Source organism: Pedobacter nototheniae, assembly GCF_004335085.1.
GTDB classification, from domain to species: Bacteria; Bacteroidota; Bacteroidia; order Sphingobacteriales; family Sphingobacteriaceae; genus Pedobacter; species Pedobacter nototheniae.
In genome coordinates this window covers 13,268-30,777 of the sequence record NZ_RQRS01000024.1, presented here as the reverse complement: position 1 = coordinate 30,777, position 17,510 = coordinate 13,268, and the positions used below count along the sequence as shown (strand labels likewise).

Genomic DNA, 17,510 nt, shown 5'->3' with positions numbered 1-17,510 from the left:
TCCACTTTTGGAAAGGTTTTTTTATTTTTAAGCACATAAGAACCAAATATTATTGATTCCTTTAAAACAATATTTTTTTTTCAAAAAAAAATATTTTACATTAACGAGTCAATTTATACGCCTCAATTTTACTCTAAATGAAAGACCTAGCGCTTAAAACATTATCCAAAAGGGATTATTCAATTACCATTAAGATTTCAAAAACCATAACCTTTTTCTTAGCCTTACAGCTTTTGTTTTTAACGGCTAATTCTCAGGAAAAAACTTTAACTAGTGCTTTTTTAAAACAAAAATTTGAAAATTATACAACTGATAAAAGAGAGGATCATTTATTTTTACATGTTGATAAAACTCTTTATACCAATAATGAGCAAATATGGTTTACAGGTTACTTAATAAATGCATCCAATACACAGAACAACCATAATTTTTTATGTGTTTATTTATGCCGAGAAGGAGATAAGGAAATTCAACTTCAACATAGGTTTGTGATGGAAAATGGAATAAGCTTTGGAAACTTAACCTTGCCCGACTCAATAGCGCCTGGGAATTATAATTTAATGGCATACACTAACGTAATTGATAAAAACAATAAACCAATTGCACTATTCAAACAGCCAATCACTATCAAATCGATAACAGAAGAGCCATTTAAAGTCACCGCTAGTTTAGATAAACCTGAAGAGAAAAATTTCATTAAAATTAAGGTTGATGTGGCGATTGATCCTAAAGAGAAGAAAAAACCTGAAGTATATTTTATAGATAAGAATTTCAAAAAGGAATTGATTAAGGCGGATTCGATTGGAAAGTTTTTTGTTACCGTACCTACAACAGAATTAGCGGTTTACAAAGCTAACTTTTTAGTTACTGTAAAATATAAAAACCAGATTAAACACCTCCAAGTAGATCTACCTAAACCTAAAGAAGAACAAATAAGTGTGAAATTTTATCCAGAAGGCGGTTACTTAATAAATGGTATTGTTAATGTTGTAGGCTGGGAAGTAAAAGGAACTGAGGGAAACCAGATAAATACAAAAGCTATTTTATATCGTGGTAACGATATTGTTGATACTATAAAAACTGAAGGATATGGGATTGGAAAGTTTAAAATTATTCCTAACTCCGAATATGAGTATAGCATTAAATTAATTGATAGTGGACGTATACAATCGAACAGTTATTTTTTACCTAAAACAACTTCTACTGGAATCGCCTTAAATATTAAAAATGCTGTAGTTAATGATACTTTGAGCGTTAATATAATGAGCAATAAAAATCAAAGGATACAGGTTTTAGTACATAACTACTCGGAAATTTTTGCCAGCTTGCCATTAAAAGTTTCACCAGGTAAACTAAACTTTAATATAGACCTGAAAGCTATGCCTAAGGGAATTGGCACGATAACAATAATTGATAGCCTTGATAGACCAATTATTGAAAGACTTTTCTTTGCTCATTATAATAAAAAAAATAATGTAACCGTTACCACAAATCAGAATAGTTATAAAATTAAAGATTCTACCAATGTTAAAGTAAAATTTGATGATTTTAAAAATGAAAAACTCACTAAAGGCTTAGTGTCTATTGCTATTGTACAAAATAATAGAGTAGAATCTGACAAACAAAGACAAATTGAAAGTTATTTACTAATTGGCAATGAATTAAAAAATATTTCTAATACAGAATCAAACATTAGTTATCAGAACCATAGCTATTTAGAAAACATTTTACTTGTTAAAGGTTGGAGAAAATTCACATGGCTTGGGCTCATAAGTTCAAATACGCCTGCTGCAAGCGATACACTGAGAAGTATAGCATTTACAGGAAATCTGCTTTATTTTGAAAAACCATTAAAAGTTCCAAAATTTCTAACACTAGTTAGTGACAGTTCATATAAGCTTATTAACACAGACAAATTGGGTAATTTCACATTGTCATATGATGAATTACTTGTGAGTCAGGACAAAAAAATATGGTTAATGGTTAACGAGAAAAATAAGGATGGGTATAAGATTAATTTTAATAATCCCTCTATACAAATTAGCCAATATTTTGAGCCGGAATTATTTGTTAACTATGTAAACAAATATAGTACAAATGCCAATTTTCAAAATAAAAAAACAATAAATCTAAACGATGTTACCATTAACGGTAGTTACAATAACTTGTTATATAAAGCGCCTATACCAAACGTGAAAACAAATTTATGTGGAGATTATTTTTGCGCTGGCCGACATTTAAACTGTCAGATTGTAAGCCATCTTGGTCACACTAGTGTTCCTAAAGAAGGAGATTTTTATATTCCTTTATCGGGAAAAACATATACAACTGCACCTATTTCAGCAGGTAATTCTAGAATATATCAAGTGGCGATTACAGTTGATCGCATAAAATATGCAGGTTGTTATTTAGAAAGACTTCCTGTTAATGAACTTTCTAAAATCAATGGGATCGAAATATCTAGGGATTTTTATCAAGATAAGGAAGCTGAAAAACACGATGAGAATAATTATCTATCTACAATTTATTGGAATCACGGGATTTTATTAAATGAAAATGGTGAAGTAAATTTTTCTTTTATTAATGGTAGCATCCCAGATAAGTTTAAAATAATAATACAAGGAGTTGATGGCAATAATAATCCCCTTTTTGCAGAAAAGGAATTCAATGTAAATAAAAATTAAACTGAGCATTCACCTATCAAAACGCAAACGAAACTCCAATATGCGGTGCTTTAATTTAAGTGACCCCGCAGGGATTCGAACCCTGGACCCAATGATTAAGAGTCATTTGCTCTACCAGCTGAGCTACGAAGTCATTATAAACAAATATAACATTATCCATCAATAAGTTACAACTTACAAAACCTTCAACATTATCTTATTTCATACTACTCTTGCTAAGTTATCTGCATAAAACTATATTTATACCGCTATTACTTACCACAACAAGTAAAGCGACTAAACTGAGTTAATATGAAAAAGTACATTTTAATATGTTTGTTATTTGCTACAATAACAAGTTTCGCACAAAACACCATCAACAATTATAAATATGTAATTGTGCCCGAAAAATTTAATTTTCTAAAGGAGAATAATCAATATAATTTGAATAGCCTCGTTAAACTTATTTTAGAGGAAAAAGGCTTTACCGTTTACTATGATAATGCTGAACTGCCAACCGAAATTGCCAACAATAAATGCAGTGCTTTGGTAGCCGATTTATTAGAAAAAAATACCATGTTTACTACCAATGTAACCTTTTTACTAAAAGATTGTAAAGGCAATGTTCTTTTTAAAAGTAAAGAAGGCAAAAGCAGAGAGAAAGAGTATAAGGTATCTTACAACCTAGCTTTAAGAGAGGCTTTTACTTCTTTAAATGAGGTACAATATACTTACACGGCAAGCACAAATGTTAGCGAGCAGCCAACCAATGTTGTTGCAACTGTTACGCCACCTGTTGCAACAACAAAACCTATTACTACAACAGCAGTTATGCAAACGCCAGCTGCGGAAGTAAAACAAGCTGACGGAACGCTTTATGCACAGCCAATTAATAACGGATATCAATTAATTAATACTGCGCCTAAAATTGTTTTAACCTTATTAAAAACCTCGGTTCCTGATTATTTCATTGCAAATAATGGCACCACAAACGGTATAGTTTTAAAGAAAAATGGAGATTGGTTTTTTGAGTATTATCAAAATGATAAGTTAGTTGGAGAAAAACTTTTAATAAAATTTTAGTAATCTTCGGTAATTACCGAAAACAAAAAAGGGGCGCTATCTCAGCGCTCCTACAAAATAAATAAGTATAAATATTTTCCTGTTTTTTACAGGCAGATGTACTTATAAAACTCCATTTAAACCAAAAGGTTTTATCTTTTTTAAAAAATCTATTTTTGGGTTAAAAGTTTATTTGCGCCTTCGGCTATTCTCTTTACCTGCAAATAACCGCTAGCGGTACTTCCTGCTTTATTAAAATTAATTTCCAGGTTGCCTGGTTCGGATTTTAAAGAAATCTTTTCTCCATTCTGAATCGTTATAACTACGTCCAAATGTTTATCCAACGATAATTTATTATTTAATGCTGAATCCAGATATTTTTCAAGTTTTTCAGTTTTACTATCAGGATATTCGGCTTTAAAATTATAGGAGTTGTTGCTATCTCTAATGGCAACATTCAAGTTATTACTACGCTGGCTGCAACTAAAGTTTAATGTACAAAGTACGATTGATGTAATGTAGATTAAAAATTTCATGTCTTTATTTAGTTAAGTTTTATAATTAATTATCCTCCGGCTCTGCCTTTAATATCATCCGTAGCCGTATTTCTAGTTCTTTCTGATTTTACATTCTGATTTCCAAATGCATAGCTAATACTAAAATAGGCTCTTCTACTAATGTAATGATTCACCACCATCATATTTATATTCTGATAAGCCAATTTTCCTTCCCAGTGATTGGTCAAAAATATATCATCCACGTTTAATTTAAACTTAAGCTTCTTGTTCAGCATACTTTTTTGCAGCCCTGCGTTTAGTGCGTACTGTGGAATTGTAGTTTGCTCTACTCCAGAAACTGTTGGCGAATTATACCAGAAATTAATTTCGAAGCTAAAGTTTTTCGGTAATGTGAAAGAGCTTGAAGTATATAAATTAAATGCAGCCTTACTGGCTTTATAGGCAGCACCTTCTAAATTGCCATCATTAAATTTGTTATAAAATAAGCTTCCACTGTTTTGTAAATTCCACCAACTAAAAATTCTAACGGGAACATAAATATTTGCCGAAAAATTCTGAGATCTACCTAAATTTTCACGGATTACACTAATTATCCTTGTTGCATCATCCTGCTTACTAATTTGTGTAATCATATCACGTGTATCAGAATAACTTAAACTAAACGAAGCTTGCTTATAGCTATATGCCACCTGAAAATTATCCGTAAACTGAGGTTTTAAGTATGGATTTCCTTGATCTACAGCCAATGGGTCCATATAAAATACAAATGGATTTAATTGTTGATAGTTTGGTCTATCTACCCTCCTACTATAAGAATAACGGATATTATTATCTTTATTTAGCTTTTGATTAACAAAGATCGTTGGAAATAACGACAGGTAATTTCTATTTACTTGTTTATTATCGGTCACAGAATTTCCTTTTGAATTGGTATGTTCAGCCCTTAAACCTATTTGGATTTGCCATTTATCCCATTCTTTTGAAAAATTAGTATATGCCGCATTAATATTTTCTTTATAGATAAAATAATTCGATTTACCCGAATCATTTTGCCATACACCGCCAACAAATTGTTCTGAAATAAAATCATTTTTAGTTACCACATAACTGCTTTTTAAACCCGCTTCAATTTTCATTGTTTTAGAAATCGGTAAAGTCAAATCTGTTTTTGCTGCATATACATTAATCTTGGCATCAGTTGAGTTTTTTAAAGTTGTATTATTTGTAGGGGTACCATTTGCATCCAAATAACTTGCTAAAAAGTTTTCGTCCTTCTTATTGTTAAAACCTGAGTAATCTGCATCGAAAGTAATGCTCTTACCATCCTTATTATAGTCGTGCTTAATATTGAAATTTGCAGTTATATTACTCGTTGGAAACTCTGAATTTGCATTTTGAACAATGGAGCTGGAGTTTGCTATACCATTTTTCATTTCATTAATATTTGTGTTGCTCAAATTGCTCAATTTAGAACTTACCGTGTTTGCATCTACCATTATGCCAAAAACTGTTTTTTCAGATGCATAATAATCTGCCCCCAATTTCCCTAAATAAGCAACACCAGTATTCTGACGATCGAAATTTTGTGTCAATAAACTTGCTAAACCATCAGATTGTGTAGTACGTGTTAAAAAAGTGTTGTTAAAGTTTACCTTTCTATTCACGTTTCCATTTCCGAAAATATTCCACTTACCCTCTCTATGGTTTAAATTTAAATTTAACGCACCACGATATAAATCACTGGGCGCATTGGGTATAATCCCACGACCAAGGTTTGCAGATACAGTTCCATTTGTACCGTAAGCCTTATTTCTTTTAAGTTTAATATTAATAATTCCTGCATTACCTGCGGCATCATATTTAGATGATGGGTTGGTAATGAGCTCAATTGTAGAAATTTGATCGCTACTCATATTGCCTAATAATGCGGTAACATCTGCACCAGAAAGGTAGTTGGCTTTTCCATCAATCATAATCATTACACCTGATTTATTATTGAGCTTAATTTGGTCACTCTGACGGTCTATTTGTACACCAGGTGCCTTTTCGAGCACATCTAATACGCTTCCGCCACTTGCTACAATACTGTTTTCCACATTTAAAACTGTTTTATCTATTTGGTGCTCAATAAAAGGTCTTTTACCTTGTACACTTACTTCATTCAATTGCTTAGTGGTACTTTCTATTACAATTGAAGGAATATTTAAATTACCATTAACACTAATCTTCGCCGTTTTTTTAGTTTTATAACCAACCATAGAAACGCTAAGCACGTAATCTCCACTTTTTACTTGATCTATTATAAAGTCGCCATCTGGATTTGTAGATACACTTTTAACCACATTTGTATCAGGAAAATTTAACAACTTAACAATTGCAAAAGCTACTGTTTGATTTTTTTCATCAACAACTTTACCTGAAAGTTTGCTGTTTTTTTGGGCAAAAGAAGTCCCCCATGCCAAAAGGCATGTAATTAGCATAAAGAAAGTTTTCATATTATATTTTTTTTAGCACCAATTTGTCAGTTAACCAATTGGTGCCTGGTAAGATTTATTTTTTTGTATCGCGTTAAAATTTGTAGGTCACCTTTATAAATTACTCACTTACTTCGACGTTAATTTTTAGATTTGGGTTACAGGTGTTTTCTAATTATTTTCTTGATTTTCTTCAATCGGTTTCGGATGATCTATTTCGTACTTACATTTTAGCCCTTCATCAGTCATAATCCAAGTACTAAAATCGTCGCTGTTATTTTGATTGTCATTACAACTCCAAGCATAAAAATTATTGATGTAACGATAAGCATCCTGTTTTAAAACCAGCTTGGTTCCTACTGGTACTTTTAAAGTTAAACTAACTTCTTGTGCTCTCCAGTTTACGTTCTTTTTAAGCTGCAGCCTCGGACTAAACATTAAAACATTATCGTTAATTGTATAGCTATAAGCAATATTTTGTGCATTTTGTAAAGCTATTTTAAAAGTTTTCCCTTGTGAAGTATAAGTTTGTGTTAAACTTGTTTTACCACTTTCACTTTTCTCAATATTGATTCGAATATTTTTTGGAGCTCTAAAGGGATTATCTTCAGGATTATCTAACACTTTTCTATCCTTAAAAGAATCAGGCCCGATATGAAAGGATACACTATCCTCCCGACTGAACAGCATACTTTTATCAATGTCGATAGCGTAAAGTGGTAATGTTTTTAAGTCAGTAGTCTGGATTATTTCTGCATGTTCCTTAAATTCAGATGAGATTTTTGCAGTGTAATATCCCGTAATAGCTACTCCAGCAAGCCAAACAATTAATAAACCGTAAGAAAGTGTTTTATTAATAGCTTGTTTATTAAAGGCAACGCGAATAGAAAAGAGAACTAATGCTAAAATTGGAACAAAAAGAACGGTAAAGGCCGATAAAAGTAAAATGTCTCTATAACCGTAATTAATAATCGATAGCGGGAAATAATCATAAGCATTACCATCATAAAAGCCTAAAAATGCTGCCGCAGATATAATTAGGCTTATTAAAAACAATATTCCAAAAACTACAATAAATAATGCAATTAACTTAAAAATAACTTTTCCAGTACCTGATATAAAGCGAGCAAGCCACTCAAAAAATTCGCCAATAACTAAGCCGAAACGTGCAAATATTGGTTGTGCATGTGCATTAACTTCTTTTAGTCGATCTCTAACAGCTTCCAATTCTTCATCCAGATTTTTTTGAAATCCTTGAAGATTAGCAGGCTCTCCCTTCATTTCCATTTTCTCTAATCGAGATTTAGCTTTTGGCATAATAATCCAAAGTAATGCATAAACTAAAAGTCCAAATCCACCAATACATGCAATTAAAAATGTTCCTAATCTAACCCATTTTGCCTCAATGTTTACGTAATGCGCTATACCCGAGCAAACTCCAGCTACAACACGATCATCCATATCACGGTATAATTTCTTTTCAGCGTGATATTGATAATTTGTATGCATTACAGGTTCTTCTTCGCCCTCCTCAACTGTATCAAAATCTTGAACGCGACCCATTTGACCGATTACAAAATTTACATTGGCTAAATCGACTACTTGTTTTTTCTGCTCTTCCAATTGTTCAGTAAGCAGTTCAACAATTCTATTTTCTATATCTGTTACAATTTCCAAATCATCTGCATGATTGGCAAAATGTTGTTTTACTTCAGCTAAATATGCTTTTAAGAGTTCGTAGGCACTTTCTTCTATGTGAATGATGGTATTGCCTATATTTATGATGATGGTCTTTTCCATTTCTATTTGATTTAAAATTATGAATTGGCTCCTTTTTGTGAGATCCCCACGGCATAAGCCAATTCCTGCCAGGTTTGATCCAGTTGAGATAAAATATCTTTTCCTACTTCCGTTAGGGTGTAATATTTTCTTGGCGGACCAGAAGTAGATTCTACCCAATTATAACCCAATAAGCCATTATTTTTAAGCCTGGTTAGTAATGGATACAATGTTCCCTCTACAACTAAGAGTTTTGCCGACCTCAATTCAGCAATTATATCTGAGGCGTATATCTCTCCTCGGGAGATTATCGATAAAACACAATATTCCAGAATTCCCTTCCGCATTTGTGTTTGCGTATTTTCTGCTATCATAATACAAAGATATATGTTTTATAATGTACTATGCAATACATAGTACTAAAATAAATAAAAGAACACACGCAAATTATTGATAATCAGTATAATAAAATTATTTGTATTTTTGAAAAAAAATTATTTCACATATAAAATCAATAAAAAAGCTATTAATATATAAATACTATAGATTTAATATATTTTAATATTTTTGCATTATTCTAATTTATTTTCATGAAGAAATCTATTGCCAGCATTGTTGCTGAAGCAAACGAAAAAGGCGAAGGCACACTTAAAAGAACGCTTGGCCCAATTAATTTAATTTTAATTGGAGTTGGTTTAACGCTTGGTGCTGGTTTATTTTCTATAACGGGCCTTGCTGCAGCAAATCATTCTGGCCCTGCTGTAACATTATCCTTTGTAATTGCAGCTCTTGGTTGTGGTTTTGCAGCCTTATGTTATGCAGAATTTGCATCTATGATTCCTGTCGCGGGTAGCGCGTATACTTACTCTTATGCCACCATGGGCGAACTTTTTGCCTGGATTATTGGCTGGGATTTAGTTTTAGAATATTCCGTAGGTTGTGCAACAGTAGCCATCAGTTGGTCGCAATATTTAACACGCTTTTTAGCAAGTATTCACATTTACCTCCCTCCACAGTTAACCCTCTCTCCTTTTGAAACTGGAAAACTTGCCGATGGAACATCCGTACATGGTATTATTAATATTCCAGCGGCATTGGTGGTTGTACTTATGACAACCATTTTAATTCGTGGCACAAAAGGTTCTGCAATTGTAAACGGAATCATTGTATTTTTAAAAGTAGGTGTGGTGCTGGTATTTATAGCACTTGGCTGGCAATATATAGACCCTGCGAACTATCATCCATACATTCCAGAAAATACAGGAACGTTTGGCCAGTTTGGTTGGAGTGGTGTTTTACGTGGCGCCGGATTAGTTTTTTTCGTATTTATTGGTTTTGACGCCGTTGCAGCCTCAGCTCAGGAAACTAAAAATCCTGCCCGAGATTTACCTATTGGAATTATTGGATCTTTGGTGGTTTGTACCGTTTTATTTGGCTTATTTGGTCACGTAATGACTGGTTTAGCTAACTATAAAGAATTTGCAAATAGTGGCGCACCAGTGGCAATAGCCATTGAAAAAACACCATATGCTTGGTTAAGCCAAGCAATTATTTTAGCGATTTTAATTGGTTATACTTCTGTAATATTAATTGATTTAATGGCGCAATCGCGAATGTTTTATTCCATTAGTAAGGATGGATTATTACCTAAAATATTTTCAGATGTACATCCAAAATTTAAGACACCATGGAAATCCAATATTATGCTTTGCATCTTTATTGCTTTATTTGCGGCTTTTGTACCAATTAACGTTGTTGGCGAAATGACTAGCATTGGTACATTACTAGCCTTTTTAATGGTTTGTGTAGGCATTTTAATTCTTCGTAAAACTGATCCTGACGCCAAACGCCCTTTTAAAGTTCCGTTAGTTCCGCTTATTCCCATTTTAGGAATTTTAACCTGTATTGCCATGATGATTTTCCTACCTTGGGAAACTTGGCTAAGACTTGCAGTTTGGTTAATTATTGGTCTCGTTATATATTTCTGGTATGGAAAAAAGAATAGTAAACTAAAAGCTGATACTGATAAAGTTATAGAAGAACAATAAACTGAGCTAATTTGATGTAGTAAAATAGACACACTGTTTACAACAAAAGGGTACATTTTTTAGTAAGAATGTACCCTTTTTTATATTAAAGTAACTTTGCAATAACATAAATATCAGTTATTTAACATAAAAAATAAGTTATTAACATTTTAACATTTATTTCTGTGTTTGGCTTAACATTTGTTTTATGAAAAATAACCTATAAAACATTTTACCATGATTATCAAATTAGACACATCCATTTTCAGGCTTTCCAGAGCGAAAGATGAAAGTTTAAAAAAAGAAGTAAAACCACTTACCAGGGCAGAATGGATTAATGCTGATAGAGTTGTAATGGCTGCTTTATTCTTGATCGCTATTTTAGGTTCAGTTTTCTTTTAAAAGTCTTCGTTAATTATTTCTTTGTTAATCATAACGGCGGCCATTGTACCTGCAGCAGTTACGCCACCAAGAGATCTAAATAATGAAGCGCAATCTCCAGCTGCAAAAACGCCAGAAATAGGTGTTCTATAAAATTCATCAACCTTTATTGTTCCATTCTCGGTTATTTCACAATTTAATTGCTCATATAACTCGCCTTTCTGTGCAATTTCTGGTCTGGCGTAAATAGCAACCAACGGCAGTTTTTTACCATTTTTAAAAACTACACTTTGTAAGTTTCCATCCTTGTGCACAATCTCAGCCAATTCATCTTCAATAATTTCAATAAATTTTTCCTTTAGCTTATTGATTTGCTCTTCGCTAAACTCTGCCTTTCCGTTTGTTAGCACAACCAATTCTTTATTCCAGTTGTATAAGTTTTTAGCCATATCAAATGCATGCTCACCATTCATTAAGAGACCTATTTTCTGATTCTTAACCTCATAACCGTGACAATAAGGACAATGTAAAACCGAAATTCCCCAGCAATTAGAAAAGCCTTTTATATTAGGCATAATATCTTTTAAACCGCTTGATAATAGAATTTTTCGACAGCTAAACACAGTTCCATTTTCAACTTCAACAATAAAACCATCATCCTTTTTAAAAGCAGAAACAGCTTTCGTATCTAAGAAATTTACGTTTAAGTATTTGGCAACTTCAAGTCTTGCTTTTTTTGAAATATCAGCAGGCTTTTCTCCGTCGTGCGTCAAAAAATTATGCGAATGCGGTGATAGTGCGTTGCAAGGTTGTTGATCGTCTATGACTAAAACTTTTCTTAAAGATCGGCCTAAAGTAAGTGCAGCTGACAAACCGGCGTAACTGCCTCCAATTATAATTACATCAAAATCCATAATAGTATCTTTTATACAAAGATCAATTTTTAGATTTCAAAAGCAACATGGTTGCATAAAAGAATTGTCATTTTTAATTTTTCTCAAAAACAATTGCCTTAATAAAATTGCCGTAATAATATCGCTCATCAATTTTTACGTATCCTTTTAATAAGAAATAGGGCTGAATATCAACTAAATCAGAAGCTTCGACAATTTTCAAAATCTTAAAAAAAATATACATTGCCTTGAGTAGAATAAACTTCCACCATTTTCCATTTCCTTTGTTTAAGGTAAAATCTACCAAAAACCAAAGCCCACTAATTCTCAGGAAGGAATTTAACTTGTCAAAAATTAATACCGCACGCTGCTGACTAAAATTATCAAATAGAAAGGGTGTTAAAATTACATCGAAGCTTAATGTAGATTGAAAATCTTCTATACCGACATGCACAAAGTCAACCTTATTATTTTTAATGTTTCGCTTTTTAGAAAGCGCAATCATCTTTTCTGATATTTCCACATAAACGATGTGTAATCCTTCATCAAAAATTTCGGTTATCTTTTCTAAAATCCATCCCGTACCGCCACCTACAATTAAGATGGAATTATTTTTTTTTATATATTTTAATTGATTAATCTGTGCGTTTAATTGCGCTTTAAAGAATATTAATCTGCTAAGTACATCATAATGATTGGCTATTTTATCGTAATTATTTACCACTTGACTAACTGTTTAAATTGCAAAATTTATATTAACCATTTTTATTGATTAATCGATTACCAACAAATAATTAAGCTTAATGTACAAACTGCATTCCTATAATGCCACAAACCGCTTTGAACAAGATTAGCCCATCAATAACCATTAAATAATATAAAATATTTTTTCGTTTGTGCATAGAATAGGCAATGTAAATGGTTAGAATAAAGGGTAAAACATTAAAAAATACCTGCAATAAACCAAAACCCTTAAAATAAGCAAAAATGAATAAAGAAATTAGTCCTATCACTAAAAGGGGAATTAAAACATAAAAAATTGTTCGGCGTAATCCATATCTAACTACAAAAGTTCTGAGATGTTTGTTTGCGTCGCTTGGGTAATCTTTAATATCAAATATGATGGCATTGACGGTGCAAAACATCCAGTTTTTAATAAACAACCAAGTCCACAAAAGTGGGTCATGGTAACCGATACCTGTTTCTATCTTTAACATAATTAGAGGCAGCACATTTGCGCAGCAGGCCCATACAAAACCAATTACAAAAGCTTTAAGCCAGCCAGTATTGCGGAGATTAAACTTCAAAAAAGATCGTGGAAGTAAGCCATAGTACAAACCCCCGGCTATAACAATAACCACTATCGCAACCCAATAGCTTATAGGTAGTTTAAGGATATTATGGTAATTATTATAGAGCAAGTTTATTGCAAGTAGTAAGCAAGTTGTAAAAAGAATTGCCTGGCTCCAATTGATAAATGTTTTATGTTTATAATACCATTGATTGCGTGGATTTGTTAAGGATGGCTGTATAGAAACCTTATTATAAGCATAAGTATAGTATATAATTGGTGCCAAAAACAATAATGCGAAGTAATTTAAGGAATTGTAAGGCAGCCGAAGTTGTTGGGTAGCTTCTATGGTAAGGGCAACAGCTAATATTCCTACGAAGTAGTTTCCGAAGAAAATAAAGCGAACAATTTTATTACCCATTTACGTTAAACAAATATTTGAGCCAATTTCGCATATAAATTTGAATAAGCTAAATAATTGTTGGTTTTACACTAAAATAAAGAGGATTATTAAATGGCAGAACAAATAGATTAGTATTAAGTAATCAAATTTATCAGCTTTTCTACCATCTTTCTACTTTTCCATTTCTTAATTTGTTTTTTCTCGAAGCTGAGCTTCGGGCTTAGTTTTAAAAACTTCAGTCCACACAATTTTCCAATCGCCTGTATGACCAGTAAAACCTGAATGATTTGTATTATGTTTTTTTAAGCGATTTTCGAGATCAGAACTTGATCCAATATAATACCTATTCCGTAAGACTGAATACAAAATATAGGCAGAACACATGCTTAAAGATAACAATTAGATTTGCATACTTGAAGAGAAAAATTTGAGAATCGAGAGGTTAAAACTCCTGTGAATAAATTTAATTGAAGAATCTTTTAAACTAAAAAAGCCTTCCAGAACTACTGAAAGGCTTAGTGTGGGAAATGAGGGGTTCGAACCCCCGACCCCCTCGGTGTAAACGAGGTGCTCTGAACCAGCTGAGCTAATTTCCCTTTTTAGGGTATTCCAAACTTAGTGTAAAAAAGCCTTTCAGTTTAAGTGAAAGGCTTTTTTGTGGGAAATGAGGGGTTCGAACCCCCGACCCCCTCGGTGTAAACGAGGTGCTCTGAACCAGCTGAGCTAATTTCCCTTTCTCCGTTTGGGAATGCAAATATAGCGCTATAAAATTGTTGTGCAAATATTTTTTTCATTTTTATCAGGACAATAATGTTTCCAAGATTTTATGCGACTGCACTTCTCCAAATGAGGCAGTATGTAAGGTATAGAATACCAATATCTTATCTAATAGAAATCTGCGTTGAATGTTACTAAATTTTATTTCAAATATTTTTTCTAACGGTGCATTAAAAAGTGAAATAAAGCGCAAAGCATCCTCTAATTCGAGATAATTACTATGAATTGGTGGTCGCGAAACAAACTCTCCTTCTTGTAAATCGAAATAATTTTGATCATTTCTTCGTCTATCGTTAGGAGAAAAACCTAAAAACCTGGTTAATTTCAGTAAAAATGAGAGGTGAAAATTGGGGTTTACATCAGCACTTTCGTCAAACCATGCTATAGAATTAAAAATATAATCGAACAAACTTTCATCTGCTGATTGTTGTCTGATGCTTTTATAAAGCACTTCGTTTAAAAAAATAGTGATGCTACTTTTAATTACATCATACGGAATGGTTTTAAAAACCGGTGTTTGCCTAACCTCTGATACGCGTTGAATATTGGTATTTATTTTATGGTAAACTACCATATCCAATAAATGAAGAGACTGAAGCATGTTCATTTTAATCTTTGCCCTAGGCTTTTTAACGCCATTTATCAGGTAAGACTGCATGCCAAATTTATCAGTAAAAACCTGCACAACTACGCTAGTTTCGCTGTAATTTGTGGTTTTTAAAACTATACCTCTAACTTTATGTAGCATACCTGTAAAACAATTTTTTCAAAAGTATGTTATTTGTGCAAATTTAAATACGCAAAAAATATTCCTCGTTTGCAAATAAGGTTTAGTTTTGTCGTTATTACTTTAAATTAAAACTAAACTTCGCATGTGGGTTAAGCTATCGAGATTCATCCTTCAGAACAGAATTGCTATCATCGTATTTTTTTTATTGGGCACTATTTTTATGGCTTGGCAGGCCAAAAATGTTAAACTTTCTTATACAGGAAGTAAAATTTTACCCGTTACGGATAGCGCTTTTATAAAGTACAATGCTTTTAAAAAGCAATTTGGAGAAGATGGGAGCATAATGGTTGTTGGAATACAATCGACAGATATTTTCAAAAAAGAAATTTATAATCAATGGGTTCAGCTCTCCAATGAAATTCAAAAGTTAAAGGGCATTAAACAGGTTTTATCAACAGGAAGGATTTTTCAACTTGAAAAAGATACCGTTAATCAAAAATTTGCACTAAAGCCTTTACCTGGTGGCTTAGTTAAAACGGATGCGGAGATGGATTCCATCAAAAACTCTTTGTACAATACACCATTTTTTGAAGGCAAAGTTTTTAATAAATCAAATGCCACTTTAATGGCTATAACATTTGATACTAAAATATTAAATACAGCTGCAAGAAATCCGATTTTAAAACAGATTGAGGAAAAAGCTAAAGCGTTTCAAAAATCAACTAAAATTCAGGTTCACATTTCAGGTTTACCATACATTCGTACTGCGGTAAGTAAATTGGTAAGTAATGAATTTGTTCTTTTTTTAGGTTTATCCATTTTAGTTTCGGCGATTATATTAATGTTATTTTTCAGGAAATTCTACGCCGTATTCTTTCCTATTTTGGTTGTAATTATGGGGGTAATCTGGAGTATTGGAACTTTGGTTCTATTCGGCTTCGAACTCACCATTTTAACAGGATTAATTCCACCGCTTATTGTAATTATTGGTATCCCTAATAGTATTTTATTACTGAATAAATACCAGAATGAATTAAGAAAAGATGGTGATAAACAGAGGGCTTTAAGCATTACGATAGAAAGGATTGCCGTAACAACTTTAATTGCAAACATAACTGCAGCTATTGGTTTTGGTGTATTATATTTTACTGGAAGTGAACTGTTAATGCAATTTGGTAGTGTTGCATCAATAAATGTAATGGTTACCTGGTTAATGTGTTTATGCCTTGTACCAATTATTTTTAGTTACTTACCTGCGCCAAAATTAAAAGCACAAAACCATGTTGAGGAAGGATTTTTACATCGCATTTTAGTAGGCACGGACAAGTTGGTTCAAAACAAAAGTGGCTTAATTTATATTGGCACTATTATAATAGCCATTGTTGCTTTTTTAGGTGTAATGAAAATTAATGTGAACGGCTATGTTGTGGATGATTTACCTAAAAACTCTGAAATTTTAACTGATCTTAAGTTCTTCGAGAAAAATTTTGAGGGCATTCTGCCTTTAGAGGTTAGCGTTGATACTAAAAGAAAAAATGGTGTTTTAAATCTGACAAACCTAAAAAGAATTGAAAAACTGGAAAATATGATTTCGGCATATCCGGAATTTTCAACTCCGCTTTCATTAAATATGGGTTTAAAATACGCAACACAGGCTTTCTACAATAATGATTCTACCTATTTCCGTTTGCCCGATAATATGGAGAAAAACTTCATTTTGGCCTACATTGCCAATGGTGGTAAAGGAAATGCAAGTTTATTAAATAATTTTATTGATAAGGATAAACAAAGTACAAGATTAAGTTTTCAAATGGCGGATGTGGGTTCGAAAAGACTTGATGCAATTTTACTGGAACTAAAACCAAGGATTGATAGCATTTTGCCTCCGGCTAAATTCGATGTGGAACTTACCGGTTCGAGCATTATCTTCTCGAAGGGTACAGATTATATGCTTAAACATTTAGTTGAAAGTATTGCCCTTGCTATCGTATTAATTTCTTTATTACGACTGGCTCAGTTCAAAAGCCTGGGCATTATGTTTATTTCATTATTACCTAATATCGTTCCACTAATTATTACAGCTGGAATTATGGGATATTTCGGAATTTCATTAAAACCATCAACTATTTTAATCTTTACGATTGCTTTTGGTTTGGCCTCCGATCAAACAATTTACTTTTTAACCCGCTATCAACAAGAATTAAATTTAACCAATTTTCCGGTGAGCAAAGTAATCACAGACACGATAACTGAAACAGGGGTAAGTATGACGCATATTGCATTAATTCTCTTTTTCGGTTTCGGTATCTTTACAGCATCTACATTCGGCGGAACCGTAGTTTTGGGCTTACTACTATCAATTACTTTATTTGTAGCCTTAATTTTTAACCTTACCTTATTACCTGCCTTGGTTTTATGGCTGGATAAAAAGAAAGTTAGAAAAATTATTTCTGCTGAAGATTTAGCCAAAAACCCAACTGAATTTGACCATTAAAATCAAATAAAAAGGCAG

At 32.4% G+C, this 17,510-nt stretch carries 14 protein-coding genes and 3 tRNA genes; 5 read left to right on the top strand and 12 right to left on the bottom strand.

What is annotated here, in order from left to right:
- Positions 1-137 precede the first annotated feature (137 nt).
- Complete coding sequence (locus EHC72_RS18445; protein ID WP_131539183.1) at positions 138-2,684, top strand: hypothetical protein; 2,547 nt, start codon at positions 138-140, stop codon at positions 2,682-2,684.
- 60 nt (positions 2,685-2,744) lie between these two features.
- Here EHC72_RS18445 and EHC72_RS18440 read toward each other — a convergent pair.
- Positions 2,745-2,817: transfer RNA gene (locus tag EHC72_RS18440), tRNA-Lys, on the bottom strand.
- 158 nt (positions 2,818-2,975) lie between these two features.
- On the opposite strand from EHC72_RS18440, the gene EHC72_RS18435 reads away from it, so the two are divergent.
- Positions 2,976-3,746 carry a hypothetical protein gene (locus EHC72_RS18435; protein WP_131539182.1) on the top strand — a complete coding sequence of 257 codons (771 nt, stop codon included), beginning with the start codon at positions 2,976-2,978 and terminating at the stop codon, positions 3,744-3,746.
- Between the two features lie 149 nt (positions 3,747-3,895).
- Here the strand turns inward: EHC72_RS18435 and EHC72_RS18430 are convergent, their stop codons facing one another.
- From EHC72_RS18430 to EHC72_RS18415, 4 genes are all read right to left on the bottom strand, one after another.
- Positions 3,896-4,261: a hypothetical protein gene (locus EHC72_RS18430; RefSeq protein WP_131539181.1), complete on the bottom strand. Its 366-nt coding sequence runs from the start codon at positions 4,259-4,261 to the stop codon at positions 3,896-3,898.
- A 29-nt stretch (positions 4,262-4,290) separates the two neighbouring features.
- Positions 4,291-6,738 (bottom strand): outer membrane beta-barrel family protein, encoded by a 2,448-nt coding sequence (locus EHC72_RS18425; RefSeq protein ID WP_131539180.1) that lies wholly within the window; start codon positions 6,736-6,738, stop codon positions 4,291-4,293.
- A gap of 150 nt (positions 6,739-6,888) precedes the next feature.
- Positions 6,889-8,517, bottom strand: a complete 1,629-nt coding sequence (locus EHC72_RS18420) for a PspC domain-containing protein (protein ID WP_131539179.1) — start codon at positions 8,515-8,517, stop codon at positions 6,889-6,891.
- Between the two features lie 17 nt (positions 8,518-8,534).
- Positions 8,535-8,870 carry a PadR family transcriptional regulator gene (locus tag EHC72_RS18415; protein ID WP_131539178.1) on the bottom strand — a complete coding sequence of 112 codons (336 nt, stop codon included), beginning with the start codon at positions 8,868-8,870 and terminating at the stop codon, positions 8,535-8,537.
- Between the two features lie 216 nt (positions 8,871-9,086).
- Between EHC72_RS18415 and EHC72_RS18410 the strand changes: the two genes are divergently transcribed.
- Both EHC72_RS18410 and EHC72_RS22750 read left to right on the top strand, forming a co-directional pair.
- Positions 9,087-10,544: an amino acid permease gene (locus EHC72_RS18410; RefSeq protein ID WP_131539177.1), complete on the top strand. Its 1,458-nt coding sequence runs from the start codon at positions 9,087-9,089 to the stop codon at positions 10,542-10,544.
- 216 nt (positions 10,545-10,760) lie between these two features.
- Complete coding sequence (locus EHC72_RS22750; RefSeq protein WP_165585871.1) at positions 10,761-10,925, top strand: hypothetical protein; 165 nt, start codon at positions 10,761-10,763, stop codon at positions 10,923-10,925.
- Here the strand turns inward: EHC72_RS22750 and EHC72_RS18405 are convergent.
- From EHC72_RS18405 to recO, 7 genes are all read right to left on the bottom strand, one after another.
- Complete coding sequence (locus EHC72_RS18405) at positions 10,922-11,818, bottom strand: NAD(P)/FAD-dependent oxidoreductase (RefSeq protein ID WP_131539176.1); 897 nt, start codon at positions 11,816-11,818, stop codon at positions 10,922-10,924. The two genes, EHC72_RS22750 and EHC72_RS18405, sit on opposite strands and share 4 nt — an antisense overlap.
- Positions 11,819-11,891: 73 nt before the next feature.
- Entirely contained in the window at positions 11,892-12,521 is a 630-nt protein-coding gene (locus EHC72_RS18400) for a class I SAM-dependent methyltransferase (protein WP_131539175.1), read from the bottom strand.
- Between the two features lie 76 nt (positions 12,522-12,597).
- On the bottom strand, positions 12,598-13,509 hold the full coding sequence (locus EHC72_RS18395; protein WP_131539174.1) for a UbiA prenyltransferase family protein: 912 nt from the start codon (positions 13,507-13,509) through the stop codon (positions 12,598-12,600).
- Between the two features lie 168 nt (positions 13,510-13,677).
- The gene (locus tag EHC72_RS23320) at positions 13,678-13,875 is read right to left on the bottom strand and encodes a GIY-YIG nuclease family protein (RefSeq protein ID WP_394346892.1); all 198 of its coding nucleotides are present in this window, start codon (positions 13,873-13,875) and stop codon (positions 13,678-13,680) included.
- A 137-nt stretch (positions 13,876-14,012) separates the two neighbouring features.
- Positions 14,013-14,087 (bottom strand) — tRNA-Val (locus EHC72_RS18385).
- Between the two features lie 62 nt (positions 14,088-14,149).
- Positions 14,150-14,224 (bottom strand) — tRNA-Val (locus EHC72_RS18380).
- A 66-nt stretch (positions 14,225-14,290) separates the two neighbouring features.
- A complete protein-coding gene (recO, locus tag EHC72_RS18375) occupies positions 14,291-15,016 on the bottom strand; it encodes a DNA repair protein RecO (RefSeq protein ID WP_131539173.1) in 726 nt (241 codons plus the stop codon).
- A 124-nt stretch (positions 15,017-15,140) separates the two neighbouring features.
- Here recO and EHC72_RS18370 point away from each other — a divergent pair, with 124 nt between their 5' ends.
- A complete protein-coding gene (locus tag EHC72_RS18370) occupies positions 15,141-17,492 on the top strand; it encodes an efflux RND transporter permease subunit (RefSeq protein ID WP_246029462.1) in 2,352 nt (783 codons plus the stop codon).
- The last annotated feature ends 18 nt before the right edge of the window (positions 17,493-17,510 follow it).

Bases quoted from the DNA above. Each gene is read 5' to 3' on its own strand.
- EHC72_RS18445 (WP_131539183.1), top strand. From the start codon at position 138: ATGAAAGACCTAGCGCTTAAAACATTATCCAAAAGGGATTATTCAATT.
- EHC72_RS18435 (WP_131539182.1), top strand. From the start codon at position 2,976: ATGAAAAAGTACATTTTAATATGTTTGTTATTTGCTACAATAACAAGT.
- EHC72_RS18430 (WP_131539181.1), bottom strand. From the start codon at position 4,261: ATGAAATTTTTAATCTACATTACATCAATCGTACTTTGTACATTAAAC.
- EHC72_RS18425 (WP_131539180.1), bottom strand. From the start codon at position 6,738: ATGAAAACTTTCTTTATGCTAATTACATGCCTTTTGGCATGGGGGACT.
- EHC72_RS18420 (WP_131539179.1), bottom strand. From the start codon at position 8,517: ATGGAAAAGACCATCATCATAAATATAGGCAATACCATCATTCACATA.
- EHC72_RS18415 (WP_131539178.1), bottom strand. From the start codon at position 8,870: ATGATAGCAGAAAATACGCAAACACAAATGCGGAAGGGAATTCTGGAA.
- EHC72_RS18410 (WP_131539177.1), top strand. From the start codon at position 9,087: ATGAAGAAATCTATTGCCAGCATTGTTGCTGAAGCAAACGAAAAAGGC.
- EHC72_RS22750 (WP_165585871.1), top strand. From the start codon at position 10,761: ATGATTATCAAATTAGACACATCCATTTTCAGGCTTTCCAGAGCGAAA.
- EHC72_RS18405 (WP_131539176.1), bottom strand. From the start codon at position 11,818: ATGGATTTTGATGTAATTATAATTGGAGGCAGTTACGCCGGTTTGTCA.
- EHC72_RS18395 (WP_131539174.1), bottom strand. From the start codon at position 13,509: ATGGGTAATAAAATTGTTCGCTTTATTTTCTTCGGAAACTACTTCGTA.
- EHC72_RS23320 (WP_394346892.1), bottom strand. From the start codon at position 13,875: ATGTGTTCTGCCTATATTTTGTATTCAGTCTTACGGAATAGGTATTAT.
- recO (WP_131539173.1), bottom strand. From the start codon at position 15,016: ATGCTACATAAAGTTAGAGGTATAGTTTTAAAAACCACAAATTACAGC.
- EHC72_RS18370 (WP_246029462.1), top strand. From the start codon at position 15,141: ATGTGGGTTAAGCTATCGAGATTCATCCTTCAGAACAGAATTGCTATC.